Genomic DNA, 16,654 nt, shown 5'->3' on the forward strand with positions numbered 1-16,654 from the left:
AAGCGCTGGCTCAACACCGCCATCTTCTACCATCGCTTAGCACTTAAAAAACAACACTCCGGCATTGATCGCACCAACTGATTAAAAAAGGTGCGCTGCCTCGCACGTCAAACCGTGCTTTGCGCTATGATTACGCCCGTTTTTATATTTTAGGAAGACCATGTCGAATGCTTGCGGTGTAGATTTCGGCACGTCCAATTCCACCGTAGGCTGGAGTCGGCCCGACCAAGCGTGGCCCGGAAAATCACCTTTGCTCCAACTGGAAGATGACAAGGTCACCATACCTTCCGTTGTCTTCTACAACGCCGAAGATGAATTATTCAGTTATGGACGCGCTGCCTTGGCCGGTTATCTGACGGGCTATGAAGGTCGCCTGATGCGGTCGCTAAAAAGCTTGCTGGGATCGGCACTGATTGATGGCCAGACTGAAGTGGGCGGACGGGCGTTGCCTTTTCGCACCCTGCTGGAACAGTTCATCAACGAACTCAAAATCCGCTCGGAGCGGTCTGCGGGGCAGGAATTCGATAGCGTCGTATTAGGTCGGCCTGTATTTTTCGTCGACGATAATCGCGCTGCCGATCAGCGCGCACAAGCCACGCTGGAAGAAGTCGCCCGCGCCGCCGGCTTTAAACATATCGCATTCCAATACGAGCCAATCGCCGCAGCGTTTGACTATGAATCGACAATTGACCGTGAAGAACTGGTATTAATTGCCGACATTGGCGGTGGAACCTCCGACTTCTCGCTGGTGCGACTATCGCCAACACATGCCAAAAAGCAGGACCGGCGCGACGATATACTCGCCACCGGCGGTGTGCATATCGGTGGCACCGACTTTGACAAATACCTGAGTTTGTCGAGCGTGATGCCGATGTTGGGTTTGGGTAGCCGACTAATGAACAACAGTGAAGTACCGTCGAGTTACTATTTCAATTTGGCAACCTGGCACACCATCAATCTGATCTACACGCGCAGAATGGCGGAGCAACTGAAAGATGTCGCGCGCGAGGTCCGTGAACGCGACAAGTTTGATCGACTGTTAGATTTGGTCGAACAGCGCGCTGGCCATTGGCTGGCGATGAAGGTAGAAGAAGGCAAAATAGCGTTGTCGGATGCCGAAACGGTAGAACTGACGTTGGAAAAATTATCCGCTAACGAGCCAATCCTTCTCAGTCGCGGTGCCTTTAATACCAGCATCTCACACCTTGTGTCATCGGTAGAAGAAACCGTGACCAAACTGCTGCGTGATGCCGGTGTCAAAGCAAATGCCATCGATACGGTGTTTTTTACCGGTGGATCAAGCGGCGTGGGCTTGTTACGGCAGCAGATTGCCGCTGTGGTGCCGACTGCAAAGGCGGTCGAAGGGGATTTGTTCGGCAGCATTGGCGCGGGACTAGCGTTGGATGCGGTGCGTAAGTTCTCGTAACTAGTCTCTATGATCGCCAAAAAAGCATCAATTTAATCAAATCATCCAAGAGCCCTTATCTCCCGATGACTTTTATCGTGAAGATACAACGGCATGCAATGCCGGGATTAAGAGCATAACAATGCTACACAATCCCGGCGCCCCTTCTAGTCATCCCTTTCTTCAGCGACCACCTCTTTTTTGTCTGATGACCTTTTCGCTGCACTCCTGCGAAACCCAGAAATTCCTGAGCGCGGCGATCCATCCGGCAGCCGTAAAAATTTTCCGTCACCGATCAGCTGCGCACGATAAATACCTGCGTGGCCCGAGAATAAATAACTCACAATGCATGCGATCGCAGCCAAGACGCCAATCTCTGGCCCAAACAACTCGATAGCCATGATCGTCGAGGCAATGGGAGTATTGGCGGCACCCGCAAACACTGCCACAAAACCCAGTCCGGCCAAAACTGGCAACGGCAAAGCCAGCACATAACTGAGCGCATTACCCAACGTCGCCCCGATAAAAAACAGCGGCGTCACCTCGCCACCCTTAAAGCCGGATGCCAATGTCACTATCGTGAAGATGAATTTTCCGAAAAAATCGAATGCTGGCAACGGTTGCGAAAACGATGCGACGATGGTCGGAATACCCAAACCCAAATACTTATCAGTCGCCAACAGCATCGCCGCAAGCGCCACGATCGCGCCACCAACAAAAGGCCGCATCGGCGCATAACCGATCCAACGCTTAAATAAGCGCGACAAACCATGTGTTGCCGTGGCAAAAAACATTCCCACCAACCCAAACACAATGCCAGCAACAATCGTCGCCCCGAGCACAATCAAACTAATTTGAGGCACGAACGGAATCGCATAATGCGTGTGATGCACGCCCAACAAGCCGGGCAATTGGTCTGCAATAATAGCGGCAAAAAAACACGGCAGAATCGCGTCATAACGCAAGCGCCCAATCGCAAGCACCTCTAATCCAAAGATAGCACCGGCTAATGGCGTACCAAAAACCGACGCGAATCCGGCACTGATACCCGCCATCAGCAGAATCCGCCGATCTTCCTTGTCCAGTTTGCACACCCGCGTCACCATATCGGCCAGCACGCCACCCATTTGCACCGCGGTCCCTTCTCGACCAGCTGATCCGCCAAATAAATGCGTCACCACAGTACCAATCAAAATCAACGGCCCCATGCGCCTTGGTACGATTCGCTGCGGATCGTGAATTTCATCAATCAGCAGGTTGTTTCCACCTTCGACCGATTTGCCGAAGTGATGATAAAGCAATCCGACCGCCAGCCCGGCAAGCGGCAACAGCCATACCAACCAGGGATGCCCCACGCGCGTGGCGGTGGCCCAATCGAGCGAGACTAAAAGAGCAGAAGAAGCGACACCGGCTAACGCGCCGACGACAGAAGACAGTACAAGCCAACGGCCAAGATAGAGCAGCATCAGGCATTGCTCAGGGATTTTGGATGGTTTCATTATGATCAGATTTGGGGGCGACAAACCTGAATCGCGGGAAGCTGCATTGTTGGCAAACGATGTAAACACATTAACCGCTCACGCACGCCTACAACTTCCCGATTCAGGAACTTGTAGGCATCATCAGTTACAGCGTGAGTTCTTACTGCAAACCATCGGCAACGGATCAGTGACTTTACTTAATCATCCGATGAGTATGCAGGCGGTTTCAACGCGGTCATCACTTGTAGCGGTTAGGAATAAACCCAGGAGGCATGCCATCTCCTATCAATCGCCCATTCTGCCGTAAAGTGCTTGTTGCTGCAACAATACGGTTATTTCACGTGTATCCCATCTTGATGACCCGCTTAGATAGTGTGACACCCATCGCGCCGCATCAAACAAAAACGGGGCCGGAATAAAGTCTCCGGCCCCGCCTTAATTTGATCCGCAATTGGCCGGATCAGGTTATATCAACATCCAACCAGTTATCAGAACTTGTGACGGATTGCAGCACGAATAACGGCTTGCTTGTCATTACCCGAACTTCCGGCGGCGCCGGGAATGTAGGCTTGATCAAGTGACGATCCAGTCAGGTCGCCACCGACTTTTTGATACGCGCCTTGCAAATAAACGTCGGTGCGCTTGGAGAAGTTGTAATCAGCCATCAAACCGACTTCGTTCCATTTTGGCTTGGAGTTACCTGCACTCGTGTTGTATTTGGCTTGTGTGTAGGTGTACATCGCACCGACATAAAATGCAGGAGTGAATTGGTATTTAAAATTAAGTTCGTAGTTGGTAAATTTGAGCGAATTCAGCGTGCTGCCATTCATTGGCGCAAATGAGGCGATGTACGCATTGCCACCGTTTGGATTGCTTAAATTCGTTCCTGTGTAGACGAACCCTAGAGTCGCCGCACCGATGGTGTAATTGACACCCGCGCCGAATATTTTTTGCTTGCTGTTGGGGCCGGTAAAGTTAGCGTCGGTTGCAGTGACCGCGCCACCGCCCGCACCGGTCGAACCCGGCGAACTTAAATTCATATACGCGATACCCGCCGCCCATGGACCGTTGGCGTAACTCGCTCCTAAACTGTAGGTACGATTTTTAGCGGTCTGACCAGCGGTTTCGCCGAAGCCATACAAGCCACCGAACGTGACCCCAGCAAAAGTCGGGCTGGTGTACTTCAGCGAATTATTGATGCGGAATGAGTTATCCGTGTTGTCATTATCCAGTGGATGAGACAACAGATAACCAGCCCAATTACCGTTCGCAGTCATCGGTGCAAGAAAATCAACTACCGAGTCGTATTGACGTCCCAGTGTGACGGTACCGGCAGTCTTGCTCGACAAACCGACCAATGCCTGACGACCAAACATCAAACCGCCTTGTCCCAGTTTGCCGGTGTCTGCGGCGAACCCGTTTTCTAACTGAAACAACGCACTCAAACCGCCACCTAAATCTTCGTTACCCTTGAAACCCAACCGACTGCCCTGGGCATAGCCACTTTCCATTTGCACGTCGTTTTTACCACCGACATTGTTGGTGTAGTTCAACCCTAAATCAATGACACCATAAATGGTGACGTTTGTCTGCGCTTGCGCCATGCATGCAACACCACTCAACAAACCAGCAGCCAGAATAATTTTCTTCATGTATTACGCTCCTAAAGGATGTAACGATCTACTTTTCGGGATATTGACTACCGCCGCGCACCGATTTTTGGCTACTTGCAAAGCCATCAATGATGCATCCGGTCCGCACCGGTTAATCAAGGACAAGGTAAGAATGGCATAAAGAGTAATGCATGAATAGTTGCCAAAACCAACTCCGAAAAATCTGTCGCAATGAGAAACACATCCGTCGTAAAACATCACATCGACCAAAATGCATGCCACAAAAAAACAACAGCAAGCACGCACGTCTTGCCTGCTGGATTTATTGATGACCGGTAAATTATCCGGAGAAGATAGCGAAGCGACGTCATTCAGAGCCATTAATAGGCTTTATCAAGGTTCCAGCGAAAGCGCCAGCGTTTCTTTGATTTCCTCCATGACGACATAACTTTTGGACTGCACCGCGCCCGGCAATTTCAGCAGCATATCGCCCAGCAAGGTACGATATTGCGACATCTCACGGATACGCGCTTTGATCAGATAATCGAAATCGCCTGAGACCAGATGACATTCCAGCACCTCTGGAATGCGCAACACTTCGCGCCGAAATTGCTCAAAGGTCGACGCAGATTTGTGGTTAAGCGTAATCTCTACAAATACGAGCAGTTTTGCGCCTACCGCCGCGGGATTAATGCGTGCGTAATATCCATCAATTACACCATCGCGCTCCATCCGTTTAACCCGCTCAATACAGGGGGTAATTGAAAGGCCGACGTGCTCACCTAACTCTTTCATCGACATCCGTCCGTCTTGTTGCAGGAGACGGAGAATGTGTCGATCCAGTTTATCAAGAGAGCGAACGGATTCTTTTTGGGTTCTCATAGTTATTCTATAGGCGCAGTGTTAGTCACAAATTAAACAACGAATTTGTGGCGGTCAATTCGTTGGCAAATAATTTTCAAAAAGCATGATGGGTAAACTTTACACATTCGTATAACCCTGCGACTCTGCCTGAGGCGTTTAGCTACATAGCCAGACAAAACCATTAGCTTCTTTTACAATTTCTAAAAAATCTGGGAAAAGGAATATTTTTTCAGGATTATTTCTTAAATATTGTCATTTTTACAGTAACAAAAACTGGTAGATTTTAAATAGCATAGCGTTAATTACTATAAATCGATACCGATTCATGTAATTGATCTGGACACGCCCCTTGTTGCCCCAAAACGAAGGCGTGTTTTTTGCGTATTTAGGAGAAATAACATGCGGGTGCTTATTCTGGGCAGTGGCGTGGTCGGTGTGACGACTGCGTATTATTTGGCGAAGGCTGGGCATGAGGTGACGGTAGTTGATCGTTTGCCAGGACCTGCCGAGGAAACCAGTTTCGCAAATGCCGGTCAGATCTCGCCGGGTTATGCATCACCATGGGCCGCGCCCGGTATTCCACTCAAAGCGTTAAAGTGGATGTTGCAAAAACATGCGCCGCTATCAATTACGCCGGACGGATCATTGTTTCAATTGCGCTGGATGTGGCAAATGCTTCGCAATTGCAACGCGGCCAGCTACGCGGTCAATAAAGAACGTATGGTGCGCCTCGCGGAATATAGCCGTGACTGCTTTAAGGAATTGCGCGCCGATACCGGGATCGCCTACGAAGGTCGTCAATTGGGCACGATGCAAGTGTTCCGCACCGAACAACAATTGTCAGAAGCTGCCAAAGATACGCAAGTGTTGAGGGACAGCGGGGTACCGTTTGAACTGCTGTCCGTGGAAGAAATGGCCCGCGTCGAGCCAGCATTGGCCGCGGTCAAGCATAAACTACATGGCGGCCTGCGCTTGCCAAACGATGAAACCGGCGATTGCCAGTTATTCACCACGCGTCTGGCAAAAATGGCAGAACAACTTGGCGTGCAATTTCGCTATAACCTGCAAATCGACTCACTGACATTTTCCAATGGTGCAATCGCGGGTGTGCAATGCGGTCACGACTATTTGCAAGCTGACAGTTACGTCGTGGCGTTGGGCACTTATTCGACCAACTTTTTGCGTTCTATCGTCGATATTCCTGTTTATCCGCTCAAGGGTTATTCGATTACCGTTCCGATCACCGACGCCGATGCTGCACCGGTCTCGACGATTCTGGATGAAACTTACAAAATCGCGATCACGCGTTTTGACAATCGCATCCGCGTCGGCGGCATGGCCGAAATTGTCGGTTACAACAAATCATTAAATCCAAAACGCCGCGCCACGCTGGAAATGGTCGTCAACGATTTATTTCCGGGCGCAGGTGATACAGCGCAAGCCAGTTTCTGGGCCGGATTGCGCCCGATGACGCCGGATGGCACGCCGATCGTCGGCAAAACACGCATTCGCAACCTGTTCCTCAATACTGGTCACGGGACCTTAGGATGGACCATGTCGTGCGGATCGGCGGCACTATTGGCCGATGTTATCTCCGGCCGACGTCCAGCGATTGCAGCGGATGACTTGAATGTTAGTCGTTATAGTCGACATGGAAACCAAACAGAAGAGGGCGTTTATGCTTGATTGGGATGCGAGATAATCAGCGTTTGATGTAGCAACGCGTGTGTTTGGTCGTCGTGTTTCTAATGCAAAGTAGCAACGCATTGACTGGCGACGACTTCACCACGCACAAGGAAATTGAAATGTTGAAGTAATCACGTCATTGCCCACGAAGCATGACCAACAACTAAAAAATGTCGCTCCACACCAGCGGAATCGACTGTGAAAGCGGTGAGTGTTTCAAAAGTAGTTTGCCACAAACCAGTAAAAAAATCTGCATACGGCGCAAATCGCTTCATTCACGAAGACTGCTAAGAATCGCTGCATTTCCCACAAACAGCGCCCAAACCGTCATAAAGACGTAAAATCACTCCCATTCCTTCCCCACTATTCGCCCTAACAACCATGGTCAAACCACAAAACGCCACGCAACTCTCCACCTGGATTGACGACCATTTCGACGAAGAAGTCGCCTTTCTTCAAACAATCGTTCGCATTCCCACTGACACGCCCCCCGGCAACAATGCGCCGCACGCGGACGTGGTAGCCGAGTTGATGACCTCCATGGGTTGGGAAGTTGAGAAGCATGTTGTGCCGGCTGACACGGTGCAGGCGTATGGCATGGAAAGTATTACCAATCTGATCGTTCGCCGTCATTATGACGCGCCGGGACCGACCATTGCCCTCAACGCCCACGGCGATGTGGTGCCACCCGGTGACGGTTGGAGCAAACTGCCGTACGGTGGCGAAATTGCGGATGGCCGTATATTCGGACGGGCAACGGCGGTGTCGAAGGGTGATTTTGCGACGTATATTTTTGCCGTACGTGCGTTGGAAGCTTTAGGCGTGCCGCTAAAAGGTACGCTGGAATTGCACTTTACTTACGATGAAGAATTTGGTGGTTTGCTTGGTCCGGGTTGGTTGCTGGAGAATAACCTGACCAAACCGGATTACGTCATTGCGCCCGGATTCAGCTATAACATTGTTACCGCGCACAATGCCTGTTTGCAGTTTGAAGTGACCGTACACGGCAAAGCAACGCATGGCTCGGCACCGGAAACCGGCCATGATGCGCTGCAAGCGGCGACCGCCGTTCTGCAAGCGATCTACGCCAAGCTACCTGAACTGAAAGCGATCAGCTCGGCCATTCCTGGCATTACCCATCCGACGATGATTGTTGGACGCATCGATGGCGGCACCAACACCAACGTGGTTCCTGGGAAAGTGGTTCTGAAAATGGACCGCCGCATGATTCCGGAAGAAGATCCGACGCAAGTTGAAAGCGATGTGCGCGCTATGATCGAAGCGGCGGTCGCGGATTTGCCGGGCATACGGGTGGACATTAAACGCCTGTTGCTGGCCCGCGCGTTACGCCCACTTCCTGGTCACGAATTATTACGCAATAGCTTGCAAAAAAATGCCGAGGCCATATTCGGCGAACCAATATCAACCGATGGCTCGGCGCTATACACCGATGCCCGACTGTATGGCGAGCAAGGTATTCCGGTGGTGTTATACGGCGCTGGCCCACGCACTTTGAGCGAGTCAAACGCCAAACAGGCCGATGAAAATCTTTCGCTCGATGATTTGCGCAAGGCCACCAAAGTGGTGTCGATGACGTTGCTGGATTTCTTGCAGGCTTAATGTCTGTGTCGATGCGGCGCTTCTATGTCTTTGCTGGCGAGAATCACTGACTCGCCAGCATCTCTGAAATAGTCTCCGCAGGAACCGGCTCACTAAACAAAAAACCCTGATATTGATCACAGCCAATCTGTCTGAAAAACCGTAACTGCTCAACGTTAGCGACGCCTTCAGCGACCACGGTCAATTGCAAACTATGTGCCAACGTCACAATCGCGCGCACAATCGCGCGATCTTCGAGATTACTCTCCAGGGATTGCACAAAAGAGCGGTCAATCTTAATTTCGCTCAATGGAAAGCGACGTAAATAACTCAAGCTGGAATAACCGGTCCCAAAATCATCGATTGAAACCCGCACGCCTAATCGATTCAATTCGCGCAGCACGTCAATGGCATTCTCTGGATTACCCATCAGCGATCCTTCCGTCAGCTCCAATATGAGACTTGCTGCCGGTATCGCATGCCGCTTTAAAACAGTCATCGTACTATCCACCAGGTCGCGCTGTAAAAATTGATGCGCTGATAGATTCACCGAGATGGGAATGATCTCCGGCATCAAACCCTGATTTTGCCATTGTCGGCTTTGCTTACATGCAGCCTCCATCACCCAATCTCCGATCGCCACTATCAAACCACTTTCCTCGGCCAGAGGAATAAATCTGGTCGGCGACACGAGGCCGTATTCGGGGTGCTTCCAGCGTAAAAGTCCTTCAACACCGACAATTTTTCCAGATTTGATATCCACTTTGGGTTGGTAATACATCCGAAATTCATTTTCCCGTAATGCGGGACGCAATCCACTTTCCAGGTCAATCCGGTCACGATTGCGCGCATGCATTTCTGACGTGAAAAATTGATAATTGTTGCGCCCATGTTGCTTCACATGCGACATCGCTATGTCTGCGGTAGCCAGTAACGATTCAGCCGTGTTGCCATTATGGGGAAACAGGCTGATGCCAATGGACGCTGTCACATGAATCTCATGCGAAGGAACATGCAAAGGACGCCCTAATAGCTCGATCAGATTTTCTGCCATCCGGGCGGCGTCCTTGGTCTGACGCACTTCTGCCAATACAACAAAATCATCGCCGCTCAACCGCGCCAACATGTCGCCCAGGCGCAGCGTCTGGCGGATGCGCAACACAAACGCATTGAGCAGTTGATCGCCGGCAGCGCGTCCGAGCGATTCATTCACAGTTTTCAGACGATCAATATTGATGTGCAGGATGGTAAATAGGATTGGTTTACCCTCTGCGCTGGCGATGGTCTCCGCAATTTTTTTATTGAGTAAGGAGCGGTTAGGTAAACTGGTCAACGCATCGTGCGTGCCGAGATAAGCCAGTTTCGAATGGACCGTTTTAAGAGAGGCGCGCAGTGCTTCGGCATAGCGTCGACTCCGAATATCGATAAACGACCACAACAATATAAACGCCAATATCATCAATATCATTCCTGACACTGAAAACGCCAGCCAATTGTGGTCCAGCCCGTCGTTTAACCCATACAGTGAGGCCGAAGAAAAACGTGAAGCAGCCATATTGGTGAAATGCATTCCGATAATCGCCAGCCCCATAATGATCGAGGCCGAAAATCGCGTCAATTTTGTATGCCAACTGTCGCCCCCACGCAAACGAAACCCGAGCCATAAAGCGACAATGGCACCGACGATCGCCACGCCAACCGAAGCCACGAACAGTGCCGGATCGTAACGCAATCCAGAGCCAAATTTGATCGCAGCCATTCCCACGTAATTCATAGCCGAAAGACCGACGCCGATGACGATGCCACCGAATACCAGATTGTGCCGGTTTCTACGCGTGCCCTTGACCATGAACAAAGCAAAGCAAGACACGACCACCGCAATCAACCATGAAAGCAAAGTTACCCTTGCACTATACGAGACCTTTATTGGCAAATAAAACGCCAGTATCCCAATGAAATGCATCGCCCAAATTCCGGTACCTATTGTGATACCGCCTCCGATCAACCAAGCTAACGCTTGCCCGCGCCGCGCACGACTAACACGCCCAGCTAACATCAATCCAAAATAGGAAGCCATGACAGCAACAACGAAGGCGAGTATGTAAAGCGAAGGAATAGAGGCGTCATTCATCAAAATAGGTTTACAGTAATAGTGCGTTAAGTCATTCAACAAACGACACAATCTATAAGCGGGTCATAGCAATCTGAATATATTTTTTTGTTAACTTTCGTTCTTCATTGGCAGCCCGCTTGTCTAGCCAATCCGTTCGCTTTGACAGCGCAAATGCAAACCATCATTGCCGCGTATTCTGTCAGGGCGCTCAGGCAATAAGGCTGACCCTATTCCCCAGCGGCAATTATTTGGCGAATGCTATAAAATGCTACCGCTAACGTTATTCCTCGAACATGCCAACTGTTCTCGGATTTCATTTTTAAAAAACAATGATGCAGTATTGGATTATTGGCTGCACCGGTCTCTTTTTGTCACTCTTGCTTTTTACCTACACTATGTCGACGTTTCGTCGCGCCACCACTCAGCGTAAAATCTTGTGCTATCCAATGCGATTGTTTAGGCAATGCAAGACAGGCATCATTCGCACACTTCAAAGTTCTTAATGACAAACAACATCGACACTGTAACGCCAGAAAAAATGCTGCCCGGCTGGCTCATCTTGCTCGGTGCACTAACAGCGATTGGCTCCCTTTCGATTGATATGTACCTGCCAAGTTTCCCAACTATTGCAAAAGATTTTGCGGTCGGCAGCAATCTGGTCCAACTCACGTTAGCTAGCTTCCTGGTGGGCCTGGCGGTCGGTCAAATGTTTTACGGACCGCTAAGTGATCACTTTGGCCGTAAACCGCCGCTCTATTTTGGCCTCGGGCTGTATACGCTTGCGTCCATTGCCTGCCTGTTTGCGCCAGATGTGACAACGCTGATCTTTGCGCGGTTTATGCAAGGGCTTGGCGGTTGCGCCGGGATGGTCGTCGGGCGTGCCGTCATTCGGGATCGCATGGGCGCAGCTGGATCGGCCAAGGCATTTTCACTATTAATGCTGGTCATGGGAATCGCCCCGATTCTGGCGCCGTTGATCGGCGGAGAAGTGCTTAAACTGTGGGGTTGGCGCGTCATTTTTGGCGGTCTGACGTGTTTTGGCTTGTTTTGTCTGGTTGCTATTCATACCACGATGCAAGAAACCCTGAAACGCCAGGACACTGCACCGCTACATTTGGGACGGGTATTAAAACAATACGGCTCCTTACTTATGGACCGTCAATTCCTGGCCTACGCTTTGTGCGGCGGTTTATTGCAGGCGGGTATGTTTGCTTATATCACCGGTTCACCTTTTGTGCTGATCGAACTACACGGTATCAAGCCAGAAAATTTCGGCTGGGTTTTTGGCGCCAATGCCATCGGCCTGATTGGCGCTTCGCAGCTCAATGCCCGACTCGTCGGAAAGCTAACTCCCGACGCCATTCTGGGGCGGGCTTTATGGCTTCCCGCCGGTTTAACCTTAGTCATCACGATTCTGGTCGTAGCTGGCGTAAATAATCTGCCGCTATTGCTCGTCGGCTTCTTTGGATTTATGGCCTCTTATGGTTTTATTAGTCCGAATGCATCAGCAATCGCCTTGTCCCAGCAAGGCCATCAAGCCGGTACTGCGTCAGCGTTAATGGGGACGGTACAATTCTCTCTCGGCATCATCGCCGGTGTCAGCATGAGTCTGTGGCACGACGGCACTGCGCGACCATTGATGATGGTGATGAGCGTGTGCGGCGTCGGCGCATTGCTTCTACATCGCACTATCGCCCGACCGGAACATGATCGAATGCTGTCACTAGGGACAAAAATGTGAAGCAGTCGGCGAAACCATCGTTAGCACGAATGCTATATGCGTGAATGACGGTATACCGATATTGATCGCTAAGCGTTTATTTCCCGGGAACAAAACGCTCTAAAATTTTTTGCGTAGAATACCCTAACTCTTTTTCATCCTTACAGCTATGCAAGCAGGTATGTTTTACGCGTTCTCCTCTTACGTCCTATGGGGCATTTTCCCGCTGTACTTCAAAGCGTTACGTGACATTCCGCCGGTCGATATCGTCATGCACCGGATGCTATGGTCATTTCTGTTCTTGGTGATCGTGCTGGCTTTTCGCAAGCAATGGGCCTGGATTGTGCCGGTACTGCGCCAACCCCGCGTTCTTGCTGGCTTTACTGCCAGTGCGTTTTTGTTGGCGGCTAACTGGACTACCTATGTCTGGGCCTGCAACAACGATCACATCGTCGATGCCAGTCTGGGGTATTTCGTTAGCCCTCTTGTCAGCGTCGGTCTCGGCTTTGTGTTTTTGGGTGAGCGCCCTCGCTTTATGCAATGGTTAGCGATCATACTCGCCGCTAGCGCGGTCATCTGGCTAACCTGGCAAACTGGTCATCCTCCGTGGATTTCATTAGCTCTTGCCGTGAGTTTTGGTGGCTACGGTTTGTTGCGCAAGACGGCCAGTCTTGGTGCGCTACCCGGGCTTGCATTGGAAACCGCGCTGGTATTGCCGCTGACGCTAGCCTATCTGGCTTTCACCACTTACCATGGTCAAAATAGTTTTATGACAGCATCACACTCGTCGCAATGGTTGTTGGCGGCGGCGGGTCCAATCACCTCCATTCCGCTCTTGCTGTTCGCCGCTGGTGCACGTCGCATTCCTCTTTCGCTGCTTGGACTGTTGCAATACATCACGCCGACCATCCAGTTGCTGTTAGGCGTATTACTCTATAACGAACAACTCGATGGCACTAAACTGATTGGATTTACCGTCATTTGGAGTGCACTTGTGTTGTACTCGGCAGAAGGCTTGTGGCGCGCATGGCCGAGCATTGGGCGGCAATCCGGTTCCGCAAGTTAGATTAGTACCGCCATCGCGACATAATGACATGGCGCTATATAACCTGATAACCCATAGCCATACATAGTCAGGCTTAGCCAGTTCGGTTATCCTAGTCATCCTGCGCTAGTACGCTGCGTCATTTTTTGAATACCGTAGGACTTAGACCGCAATCCAAACAGTGCGATTTCCCGTTAGCCGAAATAGTTGGCTGTTCGATACGCCCGACCGCTTCCGGGAGGAAGTCGGCGTTTAACGGTAACGATTTGCGTCGGTCCGACCTCCTTTTTCTGACACTTCACCGAGAAGACCATCATGGCCCAATACGTATATACAATGAACAAGGTCGGCAAGATCGTGCCGCCAAAACGACAGATTCTGAAAGACATCTCGCTGTCGTTTTTCCCAGGTGCCAAGATTGGCGTGCTGGGTCTGAACGGCTCCGGCAAATCCACTTTACTCAAAATTATGGCCGGTATCGACACCGACATTCAGGGTGAAGCCACGCCGATGCCGGGTTTGAATATTGGCTATCTGCCACAAGAGCCACAACTGGATCCAGAACAAACCGTGCGGCAGGCTGTTGAAGGCGGTCTCGGCGAAGCCTTCGAAGCACGTGCCAAACTGGACGCCGTCTATGCAGCCTATGCAGAACCGGACGCCGATTTTGATGCGCTGGCGACTGAGCAAGGCCGGCTTGAGGCGATTATCTCCACCTCCGACGGTGGCAATCTGGAGCTGCAACTGGAAATGGCCGCAGACGCACTGCGCTTGCCACCATGGGATGCCATTATTGGCGTGTTATCTGGTGGTGAAAAACGCCGTGTTGCGCTATGCCGATTGCTGCTGTCAAAACCCGACATGTTGCTGCTTGATGAGCCAACCAACCATTTGGATGCTGAATCAGTCGATTGGCTAGAACAATTTCTGCAACGCTTTCCCGGGACTGTGGTCGGCATTACCCATGATCGCTACTTTCTCGACAATGCCGCCGAATGGATTTTGGAACTGGATCGCGGCCACGGTATCCCGTGGAAGGGCAATTACAGTTCGTGGCTGGAACAAAAAGGCGACCGCCTGAAACAAGAAGAAGCCACCGAATCGTCGCGCCAGAAAACCATTGCAAAAGAACTTGAATGGGTTCGCCAGAATCCAAAAGGGCGTCAGGCTAAAAGTAAAGCACGTCTTGCACGCTTCAATGAGTTAAGCGAGCATGAATACCAAAAGCGTAACGAAACCTCGGAAATTTTCATTCCGGTAGCCGAGCGTCTGGGGAATGAAGTCATCGAATTCAAGAACGTTTCCAAATCTTTCGGCGACCGTTTATTGATTGATGACCTGAGTTTTACTGTCCCGGCAGGCGCGATTGTCGGGATTATCGGCCCCAACGGCGCAGGTAAATCAACGCTGTTTAAAATGATCACAGGCAAAGAACAACCGGATAGCGGCGAAGTTGTCATCGGTCAAACGGCACGCGTCTCCATCGTCGATCAGCATCGCGATGCGCTGTCTGACAGCAAAACCGTGTTCGAAGACGTCTCTGGCGGGGCAGATATCCTGACCGTTGGTCGGTTTGAAATGGCATCCCGCGCCTATTTAGGGCGCTTCAACTTTAAGGGTGGCGACCAGCAAAAAATCGTCGGCAACTTGTCCGGCGGTGAGCGTGGTCGTTTGCATCTGGCCAAAACGCTGCTGCAAGGCGGCAACGTGTTACTACTCGATGAACCGTCCAACGATCTTGACGTAGAAACGTTGCGCGCGCTGGAAGATGCCTTGCTGGAATTTGCCGGTAGTGTCATGGTGATCTCCCATGATCGCTGGTTTCTGGATCGGATTGCAACGCATATTCTGGCGTTCGAAAGTAATTCGCAAGTCACGTTTTTTGATGGCAATTATCAGGAATATGAAGCCGATAAGCGTAAACGTCTGGGCGAAGAGGGCGCTAAACCTAAGCGCATTCGCTACAAGCCGGTAACGCGTTAATTATTATTTTTTAATTATTACCGGTTACTGGTTACCGGTTACTGGTTACTGGTTAATTGTTACGCCGGGCGAATACGCAAATCAGAGCGTTATTCGCCCGTTGATCCTGACTCATGACGTAGTCGCCATGTCAAATTGTTACCCTGTATGCCAGATAACAATCATCATCGATTATTCAAACGCGTATTTGCAGTATCCAATGTGAGCGGGTCGTAACTCAGACTACGTCGCGCGGTCTGAATAATGTGTTGTGATAACGCTTCCGTGAGCGGTGTCTGAATATTCCAGGCATGCCACACCAGCGGTACATCGATCCCATCCCCGGGCGTTAAATCGACCAAATCCCCACACGCCAGCGCGCGTTCAATTTGTAGCGTCGGCAACATGCCATAACCAAAGCCACTGTGTACAAATTTTTCAAAGGCGTCGACCGAGGCAATCGAATGATGCGGATAAGGTGTGCCCCATCCTAAGCGCCAATTCAAAAACCGTGCATGTAATGCATCTTTCTGATTAAACACAACAGCCGGTGCTTGCGCCACTGCGGCGGAGGTAAAGCCGTCACTAAACCAGCGTGCCGCGAACGCTGGTGACGCGGCGCAGATATACCGCTCCACCCCAAGCGGTGACGCTGTTGTGCCGGCCACAGGCGCCATCGAACTGGTAACACACGCGAAAACTGTGCCTTCACGCAACAATTGCAGTGTATGGTCCTGATCGTCTATTAGTACCGTCAACTGGCATTGCGGTGGATTGAGTACGGGCGCCAAAGCGTCCAGCAACCATGTTGCGAGCGTGTCGGCATTCACCGCAATCGCGATTTCCGGCAAAGTATCGGGTTCATCGGTATCAATTGCGAGCGCAGCTTCCATCAGCTTGACCTGGCTATAATGCGCAATCAGGCGCTGACCCAGCGTCGTCGCAAATGGCGGCTGTGCACGCACGATCAATAATTGACCCGCCAATTCTTCCAAAGTCCGAATACGTTGCGACACCGCCGATTGGCTGATATGCAACGACGTCGCCGCCTTCTCAAAGCTGCCTAAGGCGACGACTGCATTGAGCGCTGCCAAGCCGCGATAGTCCAGATTTTTCATATTCCCCCATCATAAGAATTTCTTATCTATCAGTAGATTCATTCATTG

At 50.9% G+C, this 16,654-nt stretch carries 12 protein-coding genes and 1 riboswitch; of the genes, 6 read left to right on the forward strand and 6 right to left on the reverse strand.

What is annotated here, in order from left to right; all coding sequences use genetic code 11:
* Positions 1-160 precede the first annotated feature (160 nt).
* On the forward strand, positions 161-1,426 hold the full coding sequence (locus RGU75_RS06760) for an Hsp70 family protein (protein WP_322234231.1): 1,266 nt from the start codon (positions 161-163) through the stop codon (positions 1,424-1,426).
* A 146-nt stretch (positions 1,427-1,572) separates the two neighbouring features.
* Here RGU75_RS06760 and RGU75_RS06765 read toward each other — a convergent pair whose 3' ends face one another.
* From RGU75_RS06765 to RGU75_RS06775, 3 genes are all read right to left on the reverse strand, one after another.
* A complete protein-coding gene (locus RGU75_RS06765; protein WP_322234233.1) occupies positions 1,573-2,904 on the reverse strand; it encodes a voltage-gated chloride channel family protein in 1,332 nt (443 codons plus the stop codon).
* 107 nt (positions 2,905-3,011) lie between these two features.
* A riboswitch (Fluoride riboswitch) is annotated at positions 3,012-3,178 on the reverse strand.
* A gap of 196 nt (positions 3,179-3,374) precedes the next feature.
* Positions 3,375-4,538, reverse strand: coding sequence for a porin (locus tag RGU75_RS06770; protein WP_322234236.1), 1,164 nt, complete (start codon positions 4,536-4,538; stop codon positions 3,375-3,377).
* Between the two features lie 354 nt (positions 4,539-4,892).
* Positions 4,893-5,381, reverse strand: a complete 489-nt coding sequence (locus RGU75_RS06775) for an Lrp/AsnC ligand binding domain-containing protein (RefSeq protein WP_322234238.1) — start codon at positions 5,379-5,381, stop codon at positions 4,893-4,895.
* Between the two features lie 381 nt (positions 5,382-5,762).
* Between RGU75_RS06775 and RGU75_RS06780 the strand changes: the two genes are divergently transcribed.
* Entirely contained in the window at positions 5,763-7,049 is a 1,287-nt protein-coding gene (locus RGU75_RS06780) for a D-amino acid dehydrogenase (RefSeq protein ID WP_322234241.1), read from the forward strand.
* 131 nt (positions 7,050-7,180) lie between these two features.
* On the opposite strand, the gene RGU75_RS06785 is transcribed toward RGU75_RS06780, so the two are convergent.
* Positions 7,181-7,324: a hypothetical protein gene (locus tag RGU75_RS06785; RefSeq protein ID WP_322234244.1), complete on the reverse strand. Its 144-nt coding sequence runs from the start codon at positions 7,322-7,324 to the stop codon at positions 7,181-7,183.
* Positions 7,325-7,430: 106 nt separating this feature from the next.
* On the opposite strand from RGU75_RS06785, the gene RGU75_RS06790 reads away from it, so the two are divergent.
* Positions 7,431-8,669: a M20/M25/M40 family metallo-hydrolase gene (locus RGU75_RS06790; protein ID WP_322234246.1), complete on the forward strand. Its 1,239-nt coding sequence runs from the start codon at positions 7,431-7,433 to the stop codon at positions 8,667-8,669.
* A 43-nt stretch (positions 8,670-8,712) separates the two neighbouring features.
* On the opposite strand, the gene RGU75_RS06795 is transcribed toward RGU75_RS06790, so the two are convergent.
* On the reverse strand, positions 8,713-10,779 hold the full coding sequence (locus tag RGU75_RS06795) for a putative bifunctional diguanylate cyclase/phosphodiesterase (protein WP_322234249.1): 2,067 nt from the start codon (positions 10,777-10,779) through the stop codon (positions 8,713-8,715).
* Positions 10,780-11,263: 484 nt separating this feature from the next.
* Here RGU75_RS06795 and RGU75_RS06800 point away from each other — a divergent pair, with 484 nt between their 5' ends.
* From RGU75_RS06800 to ettA, 3 genes are all read left to right on the forward strand, one after another.
* Positions 11,264-12,502: a Bcr/CflA family multidrug efflux MFS transporter gene (locus RGU75_RS06800; RefSeq protein ID WP_322234252.1), complete on the forward strand. Its 1,239-nt coding sequence runs from the start codon at positions 11,264-11,266 to the stop codon at positions 12,500-12,502.
* Positions 12,503-12,650: 148 nt separating this feature from the next.
* Complete coding sequence (gene rarD / locus RGU75_RS06805; protein ID WP_322234255.1) at positions 12,651-13,547, forward strand: EamA family transporter RarD; 897 nt, start codon at positions 12,651-12,653, stop codon at positions 13,545-13,547.
* A 294-nt stretch (positions 13,548-13,841) separates the two neighbouring features.
* Positions 13,842-15,509, forward strand: a complete 1,668-nt coding sequence (gene ettA / locus RGU75_RS06810) for an energy-dependent translational throttle protein EttA (RefSeq protein WP_205322751.1) — start codon at positions 13,842-13,844, stop codon at positions 15,507-15,509.
* Positions 15,510-15,673: 164 nt separating this feature from the next.
* On the opposite strand, the gene RGU75_RS06815 is transcribed toward ettA, so the two are convergent.
* Positions 15,674-16,606: a LysR family transcriptional regulator ArgP gene (locus tag RGU75_RS06815; RefSeq protein WP_322234257.1), complete on the reverse strand. Its 933-nt coding sequence runs from the start codon at positions 16,604-16,606 to the stop codon at positions 15,674-15,676.
* Between the last annotated feature and the right edge of the window lie 48 nt (positions 16,607-16,654).

Source organism: Glaciimonas sp. CA11.2, assembly GCF_034314045.1.
In the GTDB taxonomy this organism is placed as follows: domain Bacteria; phylum Pseudomonadota; class Gammaproteobacteria; order Burkholderiales; family Burkholderiaceae_D; genus Glaciimonas.